At 44.7% G+C, this 19,216-nt stretch carries 20 protein-coding genes; 13 read left to right on the top strand and 7 right to left on the bottom strand.

Annotated features, from left to right (window positions below; all coding sequences use genetic code 11):
• Positions 1–116 precede the first annotated feature (116 nt).
• Entirely contained in the window at positions 117–749 is a 633-nt protein-coding gene (locus DBX26_RS23465; protein ID WP_020335313.1) for a hypothetical protein, read from the bottom strand.
• Positions 750–1,132: 383 nt separating this feature from the next.
• On the opposite strand from DBX26_RS23465, the gene DBX26_RS23460 reads away from it, so the two are divergent.
• From DBX26_RS23460 to DBX26_RS23445, 3 genes are all read left to right on the top strand, one after another.
• On the top strand, positions 1,133–1,465 hold the full coding sequence (locus DBX26_RS23460; RefSeq protein ID WP_254063576.1) for a GFA family protein: 333 nt from the start codon (positions 1,133–1,135) through the stop codon (positions 1,463–1,465).
• 216 nt (positions 1,466–1,681) lie between these two features.
• Positions 1,682–2,353 carry a YoaK family protein gene (locus DBX26_RS23455; protein ID WP_014234662.1) on the top strand — a complete coding sequence of 224 codons (672 nt, stop codon included), beginning with the start codon at positions 1,682–1,684 and terminating at the stop codon, positions 2,351–2,353.
• Positions 2,354–2,902: 549 nt separating this feature from the next.
• Entirely contained in the window at positions 2,903–4,267 is a 1,365-nt protein-coding gene (locus DBX26_RS23445; protein ID WP_014234663.1) for a YjiH family protein, read from the top strand.
• Positions 4,268–4,441: 174 nt separating this feature from the next.
• Here DBX26_RS23445 and DBX26_RS25560 read toward each other — a convergent pair whose 3' ends face one another.
• Positions 4,442–4,606, bottom strand: coding sequence for a hypothetical protein (locus DBX26_RS25560; RefSeq protein ID WP_162889764.1), 165 nt, complete (start codon positions 4,604–4,606; stop codon positions 4,442–4,444).
• Between the two features lie 82 nt (positions 4,607–4,688).
• Between DBX26_RS25560 and DBX26_RS23440 the strand changes: the two genes are divergently transcribed.
• Positions 4,689–6,560: a methyl-accepting chemotaxis protein gene (locus DBX26_RS23440; protein WP_118121068.1), complete on the top strand. Its 1,872-nt coding sequence runs from the start codon at positions 4,689–4,691 to the stop codon at positions 6,558–6,560.
• A gap of 66 nt (positions 6,561–6,626) precedes the next feature.
• On the opposite strand, the gene DBX26_RS23435 is transcribed toward DBX26_RS23440, so the two are convergent.
• The 3 genes from DBX26_RS23435 to DBX26_RS23425 all read right to left on the bottom strand — a co-directional run bounded on the left by DBX26_RS23435 (position 6,627) and on the right by DBX26_RS23425 (position 9,356).
• Positions 6,627–6,977: a hypothetical protein gene (locus tag DBX26_RS23435; RefSeq protein WP_118121067.1), complete on the bottom strand. Its 351-nt coding sequence runs from the start codon at positions 6,975–6,977 to the stop codon at positions 6,627–6,629.
• 233 nt (positions 6,978–7,210) lie between these two features.
• Entirely contained in the window at positions 7,211–8,368 is a 1,158-nt protein-coding gene (locus DBX26_RS23430; RefSeq protein ID WP_118121066.1) for an amino acid permease, read from the bottom strand.
• A gap of 679 nt (positions 8,369–9,047) precedes the next feature.
• Positions 9,048–9,356 carry a hypothetical protein gene (locus tag DBX26_RS23425; protein WP_065298272.1) on the bottom strand — a complete coding sequence of 103 codons (309 nt, stop codon included), beginning with the start codon at positions 9,354–9,356 and terminating at the stop codon, positions 9,048–9,050.
• A 138-nt stretch (positions 9,357–9,494) separates the two neighbouring features.
• Here DBX26_RS23425 and DBX26_RS23420 point away from each other — a divergent pair, with 138 nt between their 5' ends.
• Positions 9,495–9,824, top strand: coding sequence for a helix-turn-helix domain-containing protein (locus tag DBX26_RS23420; protein WP_014234668.1), 330 nt, complete (start codon positions 9,495–9,497; stop codon positions 9,822–9,824).
• Positions 9,825–9,889: 65 nt separating this feature from the next.
• The gene (locus DBX26_RS23415; RefSeq protein WP_118121065.1) at positions 9,890–10,636 is read left to right on the top strand and encodes a hypothetical protein; all 747 of its coding nucleotides are present in this window, start codon (positions 9,890–9,892) and stop codon (positions 10,634–10,636) included.
• A gap of 24 nt (positions 10,637–10,660) precedes the next feature.
• Here DBX26_RS23415 and DBX26_RS23410 read toward each other — a convergent pair whose 3' ends face one another.
• A complete protein-coding gene (locus DBX26_RS23410; RefSeq protein WP_118121064.1) occupies positions 10,661–12,418 on the bottom strand; it encodes an SgrR family transcriptional regulator in 1,758 nt (585 codons plus the stop codon).
• Between the two features lie 242 nt (positions 12,419–12,660).
• Between DBX26_RS23410 and DBX26_RS25770 the strand changes: the two genes are divergently transcribed.
• From DBX26_RS25770 to DBX26_RS23380, 7 genes are all read left to right on the top strand, one after another.
• On the top strand, positions 12,661–12,783 hold the full coding sequence (locus DBX26_RS25770) for a hypothetical protein (RefSeq protein WP_020335323.1): 123 nt from the start codon (positions 12,661–12,663) through the stop codon (positions 12,781–12,783).
• A gap of 162 nt (positions 12,784–12,945) precedes the next feature.
• On the top strand, positions 12,946–13,287 hold the full coding sequence (locus DBX26_RS23405; protein WP_118121063.1) for a helix-turn-helix transcriptional regulator: 342 nt from the start codon (positions 12,946–12,948) through the stop codon (positions 13,285–13,287).
• A 77-nt stretch (positions 13,288–13,364) separates the two neighbouring features.
• Positions 13,365–14,420 (top strand): ACR3 family arsenite efflux transporter, encoded by a 1,056-nt coding sequence (gene arsB, locus DBX26_RS23400; RefSeq protein WP_118121062.1) that lies wholly within the window; start codon positions 13,365–13,367, stop codon positions 14,418–14,420.
• 107 nt (positions 14,421–14,527) lie between these two features.
• The gene (locus tag DBX26_RS23395; protein ID WP_118121061.1) at positions 14,528–15,319 is read left to right on the top strand and encodes a PhzF family phenazine biosynthesis protein; all 792 of its coding nucleotides are present in this window, start codon (positions 14,528–14,530) and stop codon (positions 15,317–15,319) included.
• A gap of 331 nt (positions 15,320–15,650) precedes the next feature.
• Positions 15,651–16,598 carry an HlyD family secretion protein gene (locus DBX26_RS23390; RefSeq protein ID WP_118121060.1) on the top strand — a complete coding sequence of 316 codons (948 nt, stop codon included), beginning with the start codon at positions 15,651–15,653 and terminating at the stop codon, positions 16,596–16,598.
• A gap of 4 nt (positions 16,599–16,602) precedes the next feature.
• Positions 16,603–17,529: an ABC transporter ATP-binding protein gene (locus DBX26_RS23385; RefSeq protein ID WP_118121059.1), complete on the top strand. Its 927-nt coding sequence runs from the start codon at positions 16,603–16,605 to the stop codon at positions 17,527–17,529.
• Entirely contained in the window at positions 17,526–18,626 is a 1,101-nt protein-coding gene (locus DBX26_RS23380) for an ABC transporter permease (protein ID WP_020335328.1), read from the top strand. The genes DBX26_RS23385 and DBX26_RS23380 overlap by 4 nt, the downstream gene beginning before the upstream one ends.
• Positions 18,627–18,651: 25 nt before the next feature.
• Here DBX26_RS23380 and DBX26_RS23375 read toward each other — a convergent pair whose 3' ends face one another.
• Entirely contained in the window at positions 18,652–19,023 is a 372-nt protein-coding gene (locus DBX26_RS23375; protein ID WP_014234677.1) for a hypothetical protein, read from the bottom strand.
• Between the last annotated feature and the right edge of the window lie 193 nt (positions 19,024–19,216).

Genomic DNA, 19,216 nt, shown 5'->3' with positions numbered 1-19,216 from the left:
ATTACTATCTCCTTATAAACAGGCCTAATAGCTTATTCATTCCCGCATAAGAAATCACTAGGAAATTTCGAGATCTAGCTCAGAAAACACCTATTTTTTACATAAGTAAAATAAATTCATCTTTGTTGCATATGTAGGAAATTGCCTACACGCTTCAGCGATACAGAATTTAATTGTTTAGGCACTTCAGACATCGCTTGATTTTCATCGTGCGTCAGATAGGAGGCATCGATAATTGTATCGTCTCGCCATTCCAGTTGATTAAATTTAATACGATCGCCAATGAATACACTATCAAGTAATATAACTCGGCTTGGAACAGCATCAAATTTAAACAGACCAATATAATAAAACGATCCTGTTCCCTGTGAGGTAACAATCATAGGGGCAACAATCCAAGGCACGTCTTCTATCTGGCGTTGAACAATAAATTCTGTCGGTAACAAAACCTTACCTTTCGTCGCCCCAGCATCGTATTGACCAATCAAATAACCATGTTCTTTATCCCACTCATCAATGAAACTCACTGCATTTTGTTCGGGAACCTGAATTGTCCACGGATTTGAAGATTTGATATTTAGCACGTCCGAAATAATCGTATTAGTCTGAACTTCGCTTTGCGGAAACTTGGCTAATATTTCGTCATCAGAGAGGCTAAATCGGTAAACACCAGCAACAATCACGATGATTAATAATACAACGGGAATAAGAAGGATAAGTGGAATAGGCAGAATTCTATTGCGGGCCATGAAGACTTCCTTGTTTTTATATTTTATAAATCGCGCTCGGAGTATATACCAAATAAAGAGCCATAACCGTAATACAACCTTCGAATCAATACATCAAATGTTTCAAAATAAAACTGACCTAGCCAGCCTAAGTTCTTCGAGTTTTCGTTTGAAAGGTGATCGCTGCCATGAGGTATTCGGCCTTAAATGTCCTAAACTGTTCTCTGAGAACTTGAGAAGATTTAGCCCCGCGTGGCACTAACCATTCGATTGCCAGTACAGGTGCTCCACGGGACATGAAGACAGTTTGAGGTTATTTAATTTTAACGATGCCAAAACCAAACAGAACCCACTCATGTGAGTGTGCGTGTGGCTTGATTCAGCTTCGCTGCTTAGGTGAACCCATGCGTACATCGATTTGCCATTGCTTTGAGTGTCAAAAGCGAACTGGCAGTGTATTTGGCGTTCAGGCTCGCTTCGCCAAAAAGCACGTCATTTTAGATGGTGACGTAATTAGCTATACCAGAATCAGCGATGACGGGAGCGAAGTCCGATACGAATTTTGTCCTGCCTGTGGCACCACCATGCGCCTGTTACTCTCCGCTGCACCCGACATTAGTGTTGTGCCTGTCGGGCTCTTTAGTGACAAAGAATTTCAAGAACCGACCGTTTCGATCTATGAAGAGCGAAAGCATGGCTGGGTCAGTTTCGAATGCACGATGGAGCACATCGAATGAGTGGCAACCTTATTTAGGACGGTACACGCTTTCCAAAAAGTAACTTGTTCTCAAGCGTTTTTCCGACACGTTTTCTTATCAATCATTTGTTGTGATTGGCCTATCCCTGCTTTTTTGAGTTTTTTTTGAGAATGATCAACCGAGTTGTACTGTAAGGGGTTTCGTATCTCAATGTGAGCGCTATAATCGGCTCCTAACATTTAGTGGGGTTTTATTGTGATTTCCAGACTTCCTCGTTGGGTGGAATATGGCGCGTTTCTACTTGCCCTTCTCGCAGGCTGCGTCAATGCCGTCGGTCTTCTCGGCTTTCAACATCAAGCGATAACACACATCTCCGGAACCGTAACTCAGCTAGGGAATAGCTTACTAACAGGTGTGGACAGCTCCATTCACCTGCTCTTCATCGTATTTAGCTTTTTGATTGGTGCTGCGTTCAGTGGTTTCTTTATCGAAAGCAGTGCATTAAAACTTGGACGTCGTTACGGGGTCGCACTGTGTATAGAAGGCAGCTTACTTCTTCTTAGTTTAGGCTTCTTGGTACAGGGCAACGTTTATGGCCAATATTTAGCTTCCGCTGCCTGCGGATTGCAAAACGCGATGATTACGACGTTTAGTGGCGCTGTAGTCAGAACCACTCACATGACCGGTATTATTACTGATTTGGGCATTATGATTGGAGAAAGCTTGCGCGGACGTCAATTTGACCGTCGAAAGGCCCTATTGTTCTTATTCATCTTTTCCGGATTTTTACTCGGTGGCGTTGCAGGTGCCGCGCTTTTTACTGTGTATGGTCTGCATACATTGATATTTCCAGCGCTCTTAGCGTTCGGAACCGCCATCATTTACTGGATGTATTTGTACAGGCTAAACCATAGCCCAACGTCTTGATAATTCAGACAAACCGTCAAGTAACAATGGCACAGCAGCCTAAGTGCAAATGGCTTCATAACGCTTAGGCTGCAAGCAGGAACTCAACTGAATACCGCCACAAACACGCCGCTAAACTCCAATCCCAAATCTGACGACAATCCCTCACTTTGCCTTTCCCGTGTTCAACACTCAAACTTGCCGAGAGTCAGGAGAAAGTCCTTATGTTAAGAAAGTGTAATGGTGAAAAATCCCGCAATTGTTGCGTGATTTAAATCACACTTAGCCACGTTTTTACTATTCCAATCACACTGCTTCTCAGAATTACCTTCACACAAGCCAATTAATGATACAATTTTCTAACACAAGCAACATATTCGTATACAGAAACGCATTATTCAATCAATTTTCCGACAAATCGACTGAATAAGTAAATGTATTTAATGAATAGTATTGCAATGGATGTAGTTTGCGGGTACCCTCCGCAACCTGCGATTAAATACGGATGTTTAGTGAATATTTATGTCATGGATTATGGCAAGTATTGACTAGTAGTAACACGAGACAATTATGCACAATAATACTAATGCTACTGAAGCACCTAAAGGCAACTTTTGGATGTTCCTGATTCCATCCTTAATCGGTCTTCTGCTTTTTATGGCACCAATCTCTTACGATGGTGATCTTACTATCCCAGTTGCGGTCATGGCTAAAGTCATTCCTGCTGTACTTGGCGATACATTGATTGCCATTATTACCGTTATCATCTCTTTTATGGCTGTCGCTTCTGTTCTTTGCAAAATTTTCCAGCCTGCTGCGATCCTTCGTAATGGTTTCCTTAACGGTTTGTTTAACCCATCCCCACTTTGGTTGCTTGTTCGCTTAATTGGCGCAGCTGCCGTGTTGATGACTTTCTTTGAGATCGGCCCTAAAGCCGTCTGGGAAGAAAACACAGGTGGATTGGTTCTGACAGGCCTGTTACCGACACTGTTTGCGGTATTCATCTTTGCTGGCCTATTACTGCCTTTGCTGCTTAACTTTGGTCTGTTGGAGCTGTTTGGCGCACTGCTAAGTAAAATAATGCGTCCAGTGTTTAACCTACCAGGCCGCAGTGCTATCGATTGTATGGCATCTTGGTTGGGTGATGGCAGTGTTGGTATCTTGCTGACCAGTAAACAGTACGAAAACAAGTTTTACACGCAACGTGAAGCTGCGGTAGTGGGTACCACTTTCTCAGCAGTTTCGATTACGTTCAGCTTAGTCGTTATCGCTCAGGTTCAACTTGAGCACTTGTTCTTGCCATTTTACGGCACCATCTGTCTTGCAGGTATTGTTGCTGCAGTGATCATTCCACGCTTACCACCACTAAGCCTGAAAAAAGATCGCTACATTGATGACAGCAAGCCAGACAAAGATGCAGATGCAGTTCCTGAAGGCCATACAACGTTCTCTTGGGGTATGGATCTGGCTCTGAAACGGGCGTCAGAAGTGACATCGTTCCAGTCTGTATTTAAAGAAGGTGTTCACAACGCAATAGACATGGTCTTTGGCGTACTACCTGTAGTAATGGGTCTTGGTACGGTTGCTTTGGTCATTGCAGAATACACGCCAGTATTTGAGATCTTGGGCCAGCCATTCATCCCTTACCTTGAATTGCTGCAAATCCCAGAAGCGGTTGCTGCATCGCAAACTATCGTTGTGGGCTTTGCTGATATGTTTATCCCTGCGATTCTGGCTGCTTCAATTGATAATGAAATGACGCGCTTTGTTATTGCGGCAATGTCTGTAACTCAGCTTATCTACATGTCTGAAGTGGGCGCGCTGCTGCTAGGCAGTAAGATCCCGGTAAACATCGTAGAATTGTTCGTTATCTTTATTCTACGTACCCTAATCACACTACCTGTGATTGCTGGTATGGCGCACTTGATATTCTAACGTCACTTGCTCTCATAAAGGCTCTGCTTCGGCGGGGCCTTTTTTGTTTGAACACAACGCCCCTCGCCCTCCTTAATTCCAATCTTGGCCAACAATATCAACCTTAGAAAAGAGTAATTTCTCTTGTTGCCGAGATGCGTATTTTCTCATCAGACCAGTCTGGATATTTTCCCCTCAACGAGCACTACCCTCTAACTCATTCATATACAAGCAATAAATAACCACTTTATTTTTCATCCATAACCAAAGTGCCAAATTACGCGTTTTTTCATCCAAATCGCGCATGTTTGGTTTCAAGTTTTTCACAATATTGTCGATAAGTAATGAAGAACCAAACACACCGGTTTCTTTTGCTGTCAATTCACCCGAGTAAGCAGAGGTGAAAGCAGGGATAAGCCATAGGGATACTCAGAGGAAAACTATGAAATTCAGACACAAGGTTGTCACCGCCTCTTCAATTTTGTTGCTCATTACTGTGTCGCTACTGTCGATAGAGCAGGTCATAACGATCCGAGCTCAAACCAGCGAACATATCGATTCTAGCGTACAAGAAATCTTAACGAGCGTAGGGAACACGGTAGAATCAGAAATGTCAGCCAAGAAGAATCTCGCTCGCGCCACAACCGAGATCATAGAGCTCGACCCAAACTCACAGGACTATGTTAAGAGCATTGTCGAGAAACCAACCCTAAAATCCAGCTTCATCGCCATTGGTTTAGGCTACGAGCGTAACGGAGTGGTTGTCGAAAACGACGATGGCTGGGAGCCAGATGCGACTTACGATCCGCGTAAACGTCCTTGGTTTACCGCCGCAAAAAGAAAAGGCGACTTGGTAGTGACCGCACCGTACGTTGATGTCTCTACAAAAAGCGTAATCATCTCCGTTGGGACGCCAGTTAAAAACAACGGCCAGTTTACAGGTGCTATGTTTTATGACTTAGCACTCACGACACTTTCCGATTTGGTCAATCAAGTAAACTTGTTTGATGCGGGCTATCTATTTCTTGTGTCATCAGACGGCACAACCATTGCACACCCTAACAGCAAGCTCCATGGCGAGAAAATCAGCAGCTACTTGCCGCAAGTAAAACTGGAGAGCACAACTCAGAAGATTGAAATTGATGGCAGCCCATACATGGTCAGCCTGGAACACATCCCGAGTGAAGACTGGTATCTGGGATCAGTGATCGACGAAACCATCGCTTATGCGGATGTGGCCGAGTTACGTAACAGTGCAATCATTTATTCAATTATTGCGATTATCGCGTCAATTATCGCGTTAACTCTGTTGATTCGCACATTAATGCGCCCGCTTGATACTCTCAACAACGCGATTAAAGATGTGGCATCAGGAAAAGGCGATCTCACTCAACGTCTGGAAACCAATACCGATCCGGAGTTTTCTGAGCTTGCAAAAAACTTCAACACCTTTATAGAAAATTTACAGCACCAAATCATTGAATCGAAGAGTATTTCTGACCAGATCCTAAGTGGTACGCAAATTACCGCCAAAGGTGCTGAAGACTCCGCAGGCGCTATTCAAACTCAGCTACAGGAGCTTGAACAGTTAGCAACGGCCATGCACGAAATGTCGGTTACAGCAACCGAAGTGGCGAACAATGCTCAAGGTGCCGCAAGTGCAGCGAAAGAAGCCGATCAAGCGACGGTAGAGGGTTCATCCGTCGTAAGCGAGTCGACACAAACCATCAACTTGCTTTCAGACAGCATCGATTTGGCCGTCGAAGAAGTTCATGTTCTTGAATCGGCAACAGCGAACATTGAAACGATCCTTAAAGTGATTAACGATATCGCGGATCAAACCAACCTACTGGCTCTAAACGCAGCAATAGAAGCCGCTCGAGCGGGTGAGTCTGGCCGAGGTTTTGCGGTCGTTGCTGATGAAGTGCGTACGTTGGCTCAGCGCACACAAGAGTCTACAACGGAGATTCGCAGTATGATTGAGCAGCTTCAGTCTGGCGCTTCATCTGTTGCCAGCGCAATGCACCAAAGTAAAGGCAGCGCAGTTGAAGCCGTGGAAAAAGCTGAGTTAGCTAATAACTCATTGCAACGTATTCGAGATGCTATTCAGAGAATTTCGGATATGAACTTACAGATCGCTTCTGCGGCTGAAGAGCAAAGCTTAGTTGCTGAAGAGATCAACAACAATACCGTTAATATTAAAGACCTGTCGACTCAGGTCGCTGAATCAGCGAATCGAACCAACGAAGCGATGCGAACTCAGCAGGAGGATGTTCATAAGCAAGATGATATCCTCAACCGATTTACGGTATAACGTCATCTGCAACAAAAACAGCGAGCTAGGCTCGCTGTTTTTGTTTCAGCCACTTGTTAATTCAGACTAGAGTCTTAAATCAACGTGAACATAACGATCATTTGAACGACGATAATAGTGATCATCGACTTTTAAATAGGTCAAATTACCAATTTGGATAAAGACACTATTACTAGGAACGCGATCGCGGTAATAGTAGCGGTGTCTTGGTGGTCTATGCTCAACCACTATTACATCTCGATGCTTATGTTTACGCTTGTGCTTATGGTGGTGACGATCATGGTCATGATCATCGTGGTAGTGATGATGCTCACGTTCATAGCGATGCTTATGCTTCGGATCCGCCATCGCGTCGGCACTAAATATGCCTAAAGTCAGCATAACGCCAGCCATGGCAACAGATAATTGTTTTGACACAACAGTTCCTCTCATCGAAATTACCACTCTAATCTTAGGCAGCAGCTATCCTACTCATGTCAGACCACCGCTAAGGTTTTTCACCAAACCGTCAGAGTTTTTGCCATATATCAGGTTTACGTCAGAACAATTACTCTCCTTATGCCCCCCCCACTTTAGCTACACATTTCATAACAAATAAAAAAGCCGCGCTGTTTTATCAGCGCGGCTCTACTAAATTTGACTGTAAAAGCTTACACAGCTTGAGCAACCAGCAAGAAGCAACCAAACAGGAACATCATGCTCATTCCCATTACGCCGCCACCAGCTTCATAAATACTGTTATCTTCTACTGGTACACGACGAACTTTCATTGTCATAGACAAAGGAACGAATACCGCAAGGAATACCAGAATAATACCTGCATAGCTAAGGATGGCTAAGAAGTGCTCTGGTGCAAACACGGCTCCCAGTAACGGTAAAATAAACGTGGTGACAAATACCACTGGCTTACCCGCTTGTAACAAGTCTGCATTTTGATCGTAAAGGGCCATCGCCACCCCTAAGAACGAGGTCAATAGCGCCAAACCAGTAAACATAGACAGAATAAACTCCAGACCAGAGTACTGCTGACCAAGCACCGCAATCAATTCCGTCACATTTGAGTATTGAGCCAGCTCCTGAGGGGGTAAATTACCCACAACTGCAAGTAGCCAAAGCAGGTAACAAATAAGAGGAATGGTTGAGCCAACAATGATCATGTTTCGCAACTGCGTTTTGCTCGCTTCTTTGTTGTAACTAACCAGAGACGGAATCACGACCATAAAACCAAAGCTCGTAAATAGAACTGAGCTGGTTTTAATCAGCGCTACTTTGTCTTCGCTCACGACTTCATCTAGCCCTTCAAACGTCACGCTTGGCATAAGAGCGAAAAGAGTAAGGATAAGTGCGGCGATCATACCAATGAACAAAGCGCGGTTAAGCTTATCAACAACGCCAGTACCGGCAGAAACGATGATGCCAACCAAAAGAGTGAAGCCAACCTGGCTTGAAATTGTCGAGATTGGGAGTCCCATCGACGCAGTAACTTTTTGTAGCAAATCGCCAGCGCCGATAATGTAAGCCATGAGTAGACAAACAAGCAGCGCATAAAGCAGGCCGTTAGTAACCAACTGACCACCTTTACCAAGCGTTTCGCGCGCAATTGCATTCATGCTAACGCCACCACCGACTTTACAGCTCGCTTCAAGAAGAAGCAGCGCCGCGTAAGTAGTTCCGGCCCAGATGAACAGCATAAGAAGTGTGCCCCACAGGAGGCCAAATTGAGCAAGCACCATAGGTATAGCAAGCATACCGGCGCCAAGAGCAGTACCTGCAACAATCAGGGAGCTGCCGACAAGTTTTAGATTCACGGTTAATACCTCTAAATTCAATCCGTTTTTGTTTCGCCTGCCGCACTTAATCCAAAGTACAAACAACAAAACGTCCCCTATTTGCCAAAATTGGCCAAAAACCGGCGTCAATTAGCAATAACATGCACTGAAAAAAGAGAAAGCACTCTGATTTCATCGGCATGTAGGCGAGCATTTTTGGACGATATTCTGATTGATGGGATGCCCACATTTTGGGTTCGAAGCAAAATAGGTCATCAAATTCATCAATCTCTCACTCGAAATAGAATGAGATTGGTTCGGCGAGATTGTACGGCATAACCAGGAGAATTGAAAAGTAAAAGGTCAAAGTTTCAGCCATATATTTTAGTGGTTGCAACTAAACACCTAACATGTGCGGTTAAAATAACCAGTAAAGAGAGGAATGTCTGGCACTCCCACGGAGATATATCGAGTGTACACTTTTATTTACAGCTTGGAGGAAGACGTTAAATTCCAATGCCGTAGCCTAGATCAGACAATATCGCTATTATTCGCTGCGTACCGACATCGTTCGGTTCACATACCTCTAAAACACTGAGTTACGGTTCGAAAATTTGGTAACTTAAGTGACGAAATGCTGGGTTCGGTTCCCCAGCATTTACATTTCCCTTGGTATTAAACCAAATCTATACGACACATAACGCTTTGGGTTTATTAGTCAGCTTTCGTCTAAAGCCTGGATCATATATGTCAAAGCATGAATCCCTTCATCTGCAATCACTTTTTCGGTTTTGCTCATGCTCTTATAAAGGGTTTGCAATTCTTCTTCACCAATCGATTCACGATGTAAGTAAAGTTCCTTGTAGTTCATTAGTCGCAACTGAGATTCACGCGTCAACGCCAACACACCTCTCCCGAAAGCCTGCTGTTTGTCTGCAATTTCACTACGTAACGTATCTAAAATGCGTTGCATTTTGCGAATATCTGTTTCATTCGTGGTTAAATGATAGGACTGATAATTTTCCATTTTTTATAGCCAACTGAAATATATGTATTTTTTAGGTCGCCATTCATATACCTAATTATCAATAAGATAAAGAGCAGCTGGTTAAACTGGTCCACAAATTGCTTTAATTAGGTCAAAACAGTCCTGTCTGGAGAAGCTATGCATGTCGACCCTATTATTGAAGCACTGATCAAAAGACGAAAAGAGATGGGTTTTTCCCGCGAACAAATTGCCAAAATGGCAGGGATGAGCGTAAAAACCTATCAAAGAATTGAGCGCGGTGAATCTGATCTCAAGCTTTCACAATACCGTTCAATCTTAAGATCAATGCAACTCACTGATCTTGATCTCTCTCTCGACGTCAGGGGCGTAGAACATGTGACAGAACAGGACCTTGCTTCTATCGCACGCTTACTATCACCTGAAGCTCAATCCTTATTAGTACGTCTTTTGTCTCTCGTACTCGAGCAACGGAAGAACACTTCCTAAGCCTGATGCTCTGTTATAATTAGGTATGAGTATATTTGCTCTCCAATATGTAACGGAGACGTTTTATGAAACGCGGTTTAATTAGCAGATGGGTTATTACAGCCTTGACGTTTTTCCTTATAGGCAGCACATCGGTGTCGGCTAAGCCACACAACGAAACTTCCGTGCGCCCAATTACTCAACCAGGGAATAAGCATCAGACCCGTCCGGTGCAACGTCCAATAGTAAAGCCAACTCATCCACCTTCTCAGCATAGACCACCAAGCTATCATCGTCCTCCGAATGTCAGCAGACCACCGAGTTATCATCGCCCACCGAGTTACCACCGGCCTCCCGTAGTGATTAGACCGCCTAAACATCATTCGACTTATATTTATGTGCGTAGTGGACATCGTTATCCACCATACCGTGGCCATTATTACTACTATCACCGAGACTTAGTCGATATCGCGACGTTCGCGATTTTTGCTGGTATCACTTACGCAATTATTCAGGACGCTTATTATAAGAAAAGTGGCGATCGCTACGTGTACGTAGAAAGTCCACCGGCGGGAAACTACACAGTCATCGATGGAAACGAAGTGGTAAGCTATTCCGGTTCAAATAGTGCGACCGTCACACAAAGCTCCAGCTCGACTTCAACTAATGTGTCCCCGAACAGTCCATTCAAAAAAGGAGAGATTGTTGATTCTTTGCCTAGCACTAAGAAAACGGTTGTGGTGAATGGACAAACTTACTTTCAATATCAAAACGCTTGGTTTCTCCCTTTACGAGATCAGCGTAAATATGTGGTTGTCGAATCACCGTTGTAGCGCGTATACGATCTCGAGCTAACGCTAATCCGCTGACCACACTGAACGTATGTCTGGCCAGCCCCAGTTAGTCAGCGCTACGTCTTCGAGTACCCCCTGAAAACGTAGCGTTTGGGTGTGATGAAACATGGGTGCAATCCAATATTCACTGACCAGCGTTGAAGCAATCGGTTCTAGCGCTTCCAAATAGTCTTCGAGTTGAGTATTTGCCCGAAGTCGTTCAAGTTGCTCATCCATCCACACTGCATTTTCCTGATTCAAGGTATTATGCAAAACGGTGTGTGTATAAAAATTGCTGAAAGCCGATGCATGCCGATTGTCATCCAAATTGATATTGGTCACCACGAGTGTTTCATTCAGCGTGCCATTGCGTGCTCGCTCACTCAACTCTCGATATGAGTACATCACGGTCTCTACTTTACAACCCGTACTTTCTAATTGGCGTGAGATAGCACGAGCGCACCGCCGCAAAGCCGTATAGTTATAACCAGCAATACTGATGTGTTTGGGTAGCTTGGTTTCTTCACCAAACGGACGGAGAACCGGTCTCCAGGTTGGCAATAAATTGAACGCAGGAATGCTACCGAACACGATATTTTCACTTTTCATGATTTCAACCAAAGACTTGGGTTGAATCAATTCGGCGATATAACGACGTTGCGCCAAAGACAACGCGTGCTTCGCCCGGTGGTTAAACAAAGCAAACAAGCAGCCGTCTTCGATTCGGCTTCTTTTATTTGCCGCATATGTCTGTGCATCACTCATCGACATATAGTGAAGACACGCGCCATCATCCGAATTAGCCTCAACCAGTTCTGAGTTTGAAGATAAGGAGGGATTTTCCATCTTTTCGTCATCGACAATCCATATGGTCACTTGGTCGGTCAGCACTCGACAAGAATAGTAGCCTTCAAACGCCTGTAGCTTTAAACGGTTTTCATTATGTTCGATCACCGAAAACGGGCCACTCCCAACAACGAGTCGATTATTTGCCTCATTGACCTGACTCGCAGGCTGGATGCCATATTTCACCCCGGAAATCAGTCCCGCAAAACCCAAATCAGGCGTGTTCAAAGTAAAAATCACCTTGAGCGGGTTTGGGGCAGTTATCGTTTCGACATGGGCCAAATCTTTTTCGTAGTAATCGAGAAGCTTTAACTTATTAAACAGGCTGACAACCGTATCTGCATCAATGGGGCTGCCATTATGGAAAGTCAGTCCGGGACGAAGATAGAAAGTCCACTCGTACTTGGTCTCGTCATATCGCCAATGATGTGCCAGTTCCGCTTTAACCTGGCCATCATTGTCGCTAGCAACTAAGCAACAGTATATTTGTCGCAGCAAAAATCGTTCACTGCTTCTCTGAAGTTGATGCGGCACCACACGTTCAAACGTCCGCTTATAAGTTAGCTGTATATTGAGTTGGCCTTCTTGAAGTGAGGCACCAGAAGTCGTTTTCAGTAATCGCCCAAAAGCCGCTTCGTCTTCATCTAATATGGAGAGCGCTTTTTCGTATTTTCCTGACTTAATTCGCTCTCTTGCGAGCTTTTCCTTCAATGCACTCAGCTCAACATTCATTAATAAGGTAGAACGATGATTTCGGCCTGCTTTAGGCTGCCAGCTCAACCATTCATGCTGCTGCATTTGAGCCAACAGGCTTCGCGCATGACGAGGCGACACAAACAATAACTCAGCAATCTCATGAAGCGTGGTTTTCGTTTCCTTACCAACTTCAAACGGCATTAAACGTTGATAGTAACGAAACAAATTCAGATCAGACACGGAGCTTTTCCTTATCTTTTGATGAGGCTTTTGGGAATGGAGTATTTTACTGAAGTTAGGAGAAACAAAATAAGAAAATCTCGAACTAATGAGTTCCTCTTTTCCGCCTTTTCTCGCGCCAAAAAGCCCAACGTCCGCTTAATTTTAGCCTTAACAGGAACAAAAATAATAAATTCACTCTGTTTTATTAATCCCCTTTTCTCAACATACTGAATTTGTCAGCACGAGAAGGAGAAATAAACATGATGTCAAAACCAGATAAAGCACCGATGGCGAACTTTTTCCAAAAACGCCTCATTCAGTCGCACAGCAAACTAGAAGTGATGGCCCTGGTCCACCTCAATGAGATGTTCCACTGGTCATAATTCCCCCTTTGCAAAGCAGAACCTTAGCTCCTGATACCCCCAATGTCTTTAGGTTCTGCTTTCTTTCTCTCCATACTTGCTATCCTCAGGATCAACTTGCACAACCCACTCGTACCACGTACACTTAATCGCAATTCGACGATTAACTATAAAGACCGACAGATGAGTGATAAATGCGATAATACCTGCCAGGTTTCTTTTGAAACGACTGAGCAACAACTGAACAAAGAAAAAACCTTGGCTGTACAGGCAAAAGCTTTGTCACACCCTGCACGTATACGCATCCTGCATATCCTCCATAAGTTAGACACAATGGACAACTGCTTGAATAGTGATTTAGTCTCTGAGCTGGGCCTGGCGCAATCCACCGTTTCTGAGCACTTACGAATTCTAAAACAGGCAGGCTTTATTACTGCCGAGCCTAATCCACCAAAAGTTTGCTACCGTATTCAGCGAGAAACACTGAATAGTTTCAGCACTGAATTCTCAAACCTTTTCAACTAACTGATTCCGCCTTACACGTTAAGACGAGTAAGCGCAAACTCAATAATCGTCTTTCGACGATATACGAGGAAGACAAGATGACCACTGAAGTTTTAAGTAGTGCCAGCAATAAAATGAGTTTTCTGGATCGATACCTCACAGTATGGATCTTCGTCGCAATGGCAATTGGTGTCGCTATCGGTGCCGTTTTCCCTCAAGTAGCTGAGTGGAACGAAGCCATGTCAGTCGGCAGTACCAACATACCGCTGGCTATTGGCTTGATTCTGATGATGTATCCGCCACTGGCGAAAGTTGACTACAGCTTGCTGGGAACGGTGACGAGAGACAAAAAAGCCATCACGCTTTCATTAATAATGAACTGGATTGTTGGTCCGATTCTGATGTTCATTCTTGCGCTGACATTCCTTGGCGATCATCCAGGCTATATGGTTGGGATAATCCTCATTGGTCTTGCTCGTTGCATCGCGATGGTTCTGGTGTGGAACGACATCGGCGGCGGTAACAAAGAGTATGGGGCCGCGCTGGTCGCTTTGAACAGTGCTTTTCAAATTCTGACTTACAGCGTGATGGCATGGCTGTTTATTACGGTACTGCCACCCTATTTTGGCTATGAAGGTTTCATCGTTGATATCTCTATGGGAGATATTGCTGAAAGCGTTCTGATTTACCTTGGCATCCCTTTTCTCGCTGGTTTTCTCAGCCGTAAGTGGCTAGTCGCAGCTAAGGGGGAGCAATGGTACAAAGACGAGTTCATTCCGCGAATTTCACCGATCACGTTAGTCGCTCTGCTTGCAACCATTGTTTTGATGTTCAGCTTAAAAGGTGAAATGATTTTAGAGCTTCCTATGGATGTATTCCGAGTCGCAATTCCACTGGCTATTTACTTCGTATTGATGTTTTTTGTTAGCTTCTTTATCGGTAAAAAAATCGGTCTTCCATACGACAAAAATGCTTCTATTGCTTATACAGCGACTGGTAACAACTTCGAACTCGCTATCGCAGTTTCTATTGCGGTATTTGGTTTAAATTCAGACCAAGCGTTCGCTGGTGTGATTGGCCCACTGATTGAGGTCCCGGTGTTAATCGCGTTAGTTAACGTCGCACTCCGAATGAAAGCCAAATACACAAGCTAATTAGAAAATTTAAACTGATATCCTTCAAAACGCCTTCCCTTTTCGGAAGGCGTTTCAGTATAGTGAGTATGAAACTTCGTTTGAGCTCGTGGAAAAAGGGAAAATAAATGGAATTAGATATTTATGTTGTAGACGCATTCACAGATACACAATTTAAAGGCAACTCTGCCGCTGTCGTCCCTGTTACTGAATGGTTAGCACCTGAGCTCATGCAAAGTATCGCTGCTGAGAATAACCTCTCTGAGACCGCATTTCTAAAACAGATTAACGAGAATCAATATGAAATCCGCTGGTTCTCTCCCCTTACGGAAATTGACTTTTGTGGCCACGCAACACTTGCTTCAGCCATGGTTTTATTCGACCAACTCAATGTCGACGGTACTATCGAATTTCACACACTAAAAGTCGGTAAACTCAGTGTCGTGAAAAATGCTTTGGGCAAGATCGAAATGACCTTCCCTACCAGACCACCTGAACCAGTCAGCACTATTCCTACACAACTGATAAAAGGACTGAATTGCAAAGTAGACCGAGTGCTATTAAGCCCGCAAGCGTACTTTGTCATATTGGAAAACCAACAAGAAGTGCTGGACGTTCAATATCAATCTGAGCAGCTTAAACAACTTGCTCCCTATGACGTCGTCGTTACCGCCAAAGGCACTGATTATGACTTTGTTTCGCGCTACTTTTGGCCTGCTAACGGTGGTGACGAAGATCCGGTAACGGGTTCTATACACGCCGGACTCGCGCCATTTTGGACACAGGAGCTTGGCAAGACCTCACTTGTTGCCTATCAAGCCTCGGCTCGAGGTGGCGTATTGCACTGCCAAGTAAATGATAACAGCGTTGAAGTTTCCGGTGATGGCGTGCTTTACCTGAAAGGAAAAATTTTCGTTTAACGTAACGGCAATAAACAATCTAATCACAGCCCAGCCGCGGTTGGGCTTTGTTCTCAAAAGACGTTATATCGACAGCCGATTAATTGCTGGCTTACTCACTAACCGCACCTGCGGATACATCATAAAGAAGTACAAAACTCGATCATGCTCTCGATTCTGCACACTGACCTCTTGGCATTTCAGTTGTGAACCTAAGCCTCTAAATTTTAAAAGAATAGTTTCTTCATTCCATGCTAAGCTGTAGTAAAGCTCGTTCACTGCTGAAATGTATCCTGTAATTTCAGTTTATCAAGAGTAGTTGTCTAAACATCTTTCAGGGAAGCACCGCACTATGAAGCGAATTATCTTTGGCACCTTAATTATTGCTCTACTGACTGCATGTTCAAAAGACAACACACATCAGGCACTTGGAACACTAGAACGTGACCGTGTCACTTTCACCGCAACCTCAAATGAGATAATTCGCGCTCTGCCCGTCAAGGAAGGCAGCCAAGTCAGTGAAGGTGAAGTCCTCGTTCAATTGGATACCAAGAACCAACAAGCGGTGCTCGCTCATACAGTCGCCGAGCAGGCCAAAGCCGAAGCTTATCTCTTGAAGTTAACTAACGGTGAGCGTCCTGAAGACATCGCTGCCGCCTCGGCAAAAGTCGCAAGAGCCGAAGCTCAACTCACAGAAGCGCAGAAAAGCTACCAGCGCACAGTCGAACTGGTACGCAAGAAGCTTATTAGCCAATCGGAGAAAGACTCCGCACTGGCGGCAAGAGATTCAGCTCGGGCTGAGTTGAACTCCGCCAAAGAAGAGTTCAGCAAACTCACTGCCGGTTCTCGACCTGAAGATATTGATCAGGCTAAAGCGGAATTGATGGCAGCGAAAGCAGATGTTGCGCTGCAAGAACAGAAACTGGCAGAACTGACTATTACCGCCACGCGTGATGGAACGTTGGATAACTTACCCTACAATCTTGGGGAGCGAGTGCCTGTGAATGGTATCGTTGCGGTAATACAAGCGAGCAGGGTCCCCTACGCCCGAGTTTACGTTCCTGCTAAATTTCGTCTTAGTTTTGTCCCGGGAAAAACCGTTACGGTTAACGTGGATGGGCTAGCAAGTCCTTTACAGGGAACCGTACGCTGGGTAGCCACTGAACCGTCATTTACACCTTATTTCGCGCTCACAGAAGAAGAACGTTCGCGTTTGATGTACCTGGCTGAAGTCGATTTACCTGAGTCGGCAAAATCGCTGCCTTCTGGTGTGCCAGCTCAAGTTGACCTAGTGGAGTAACGCGATGACGGAATACGCCATTCAGGCTAAGAATGTCGTCAAGAAATTCGGTAATTTTACGGCGATTAACGACATCACACTAAACGTTCCCAAGGGCTCTATCTACGGCTTTTTAGGTCCGAATGGCTGCGGGAAGTCGACGACTATTCGTGTACTGACAGGTTTGCTCAGCCCCACGGAAGGCAACGTCGATGTTCTTGGGCTGGAGATTCCTAGGCAGTCCGAAATGCTGCGGCTCAAGATCGGTTACATGACTCAGAAATTTTCGCTTTATGACGATCTCTCGGTGCAAGAAAACCTCGAATTTATTGGCCAAATTTTTGGTCTGGGTAGCAAAGCGCTTAAAACCCGGATTGAACAACAATTGAGAACCTATGGGTTAGATCAGCTACGAAAGCAACGAGTCAGCGGCATGAGTGGCGGGCAAAAACAGCGTCTTTCTCTTGCTGCTGCAACAATGCATAACCCCGAACTTCTGTTTCTTGATGAGCCTACCTCCGCCGTCGATCCTGAAAACCGACGTGATTTTTGGGAACAGTTGTTTGATTTATGCGACCAAGGCACCACCATTTTAGTAACCACCCATTACATGGACGAAGCCGAACGTTGCCATCGTCTGGCTATTATGGAATCAGGTGAAATTCGTGCCGATGGCGAGCCGGAACAGTTGATGGAAAATATGGGCGTGAACATTATTGAAGTCAAATCAGACAAACTGCGTGAGTTAAAAGAAAAACTCCTTCAACGTGATGAGGTTCGTTCTGCCGCTCAATTAGGGGTTCGTTTGCGCATTCTGATCCACCAGCATGTTGAGCATCCAATAAATTGGCTCAAACAGACATTTCCGGAATTAGAACATGCCGAAATGAATCATGCACGACCAAGTCTGGAAGATGTCTTCGTCACTGTAACAGGGAAAGGTCGCCAATGATCAAGCCAATAGCCCGAATGAAAGCCGTGATGATCAAGGAAATTCGCCAACTTTCCCGAGATAGGATCACCTTTGGCATGGTCGTGATGATCCCGCTTATTCAGTTACTGTTGTTCGGGTTCGCAATCAATACGGATATTCGCAATATTCCGGTTGGTGTCGTCGATCAAAGTGGCAGTACGGCCGGGCGTATCATTGCTCAGTCTGTGGAAGTCACTCAGGTTGTCGATATCAAAGAGACCTATGCCACTGCTCAAGAAGCAGAGCAAGCCATCCAGGACGGGCTTGTGCGAGCAGTGCTGATTTTGCCGAGCGACCTTACGCAACGCATGATGCAAGGGCGCGAACTGGGCCAATGGATCGTCGATGGTTCAGATACCATGATCAGCTCAGCGATATTGTCGCTGCAAACCATGCCTCTCACAGACTTTGATTTCGAGATTCGATCCAGACCGACCAAAACATTTGAGGTTGCGCTTTACTACAACCCCAGTCGCCGTTCTGCGGTAAACATTGTTCCGGGGTTACTCGGCGTCATTCTCACCATGACGATGATCTTATTTACCAGTGCGGCTATTGTTCGGGAACGAGAACGAGGTAACTTAGAACTTCTCATCACGACACCAATCCACTCTATTGAGTTGATGATTGCGAAGATCGTGCCTTATATCTTCGTCGGCTTGATTCAAGTCTTTATCATTTTAGGTCTCGGCCATTGGATTTTTGGCGTTCCTATCAACGGTGCCATCAGCCAAATGCTGTTTGGGACATTGCTCTTTATTGCGGCGAGTCTGACCTTAGGCCTGATGATATCCACCATCGCAAAAACACAGCTTCAAGCTATGCAGATGACCGTGTTTATTCTGCTGCCATCCATTCTGTTGTCTGGTTTTATGTTCCCCTATGAAGGAATGCCAGTGGCGGCACAATGGATATCGGAAGTGCTTCCCGCCACCCACTTCATGAGGATGATTAGAGGAATTGTGCTACGCGGTGCGGACTTATTCGATTTATGGCGAGATACGTTATGGCTAGTTGGATTTACCATACTCGGTCTCGTAGTTGCTTCTCTCAGGTTTAAGAAGTCGCTCGATTAACAGCGTACCAAACGCTGTGCATCTTTTAATAGTACTCGCCCATAGAGCAGTCACGTATTTGAGAAATTGTGTAGTTATTTAAAGAGTCTATCTTAAAATCAAACACAACTTCTTTACAGACCATGCCTTGGCGATCGCTGTAGGTGATAAAGCCTTCACTATAGGCTCGATTGCCATCGGAAGATTTGATTTGTGCTGCAAGCTCTAAGTAACCTTTGTGCGCATCAACTCGGTTCATCACTTCGAACGCATCCAGCCATTCTTCTCGATTTGCCATCTTAAGTAGCATTGATTCGGCTTGAGATTCCAACTGCTTTGGGTACACATAAAATCGGTTGTATCCAAAATATGCGCACATCAATAAAAAAACGACTGCTAATGAGGTTGTTCTTGTCATGCAAGTGCCTCTTGTTGTTATAAAAACTCAACGTTGTAGTCTGAGTATAGGAGCTCAGCAAATTTTAGGTTATAGAACTTGCCTGAATAACAGAGGGCCGTCAGAAACAGTCAATTCTCTGACAATCTCGCGTCCAATTCACATAAAAAAGGGCAGGGATCATATTATGATTCCTGCCCATTTCTTTTCGAGG

The organism is Vibrio sp. dhg (genome assembly GCF_003443775.1).
Lineage (GTDB): Bacteria > Pseudomonadota > Gammaproteobacteria > Enterobacterales > Vibrionaceae > Vibrio > Vibrio natriegens.
This window is presented reverse-complemented; position numbering and strand designations above follow the sequence as displayed.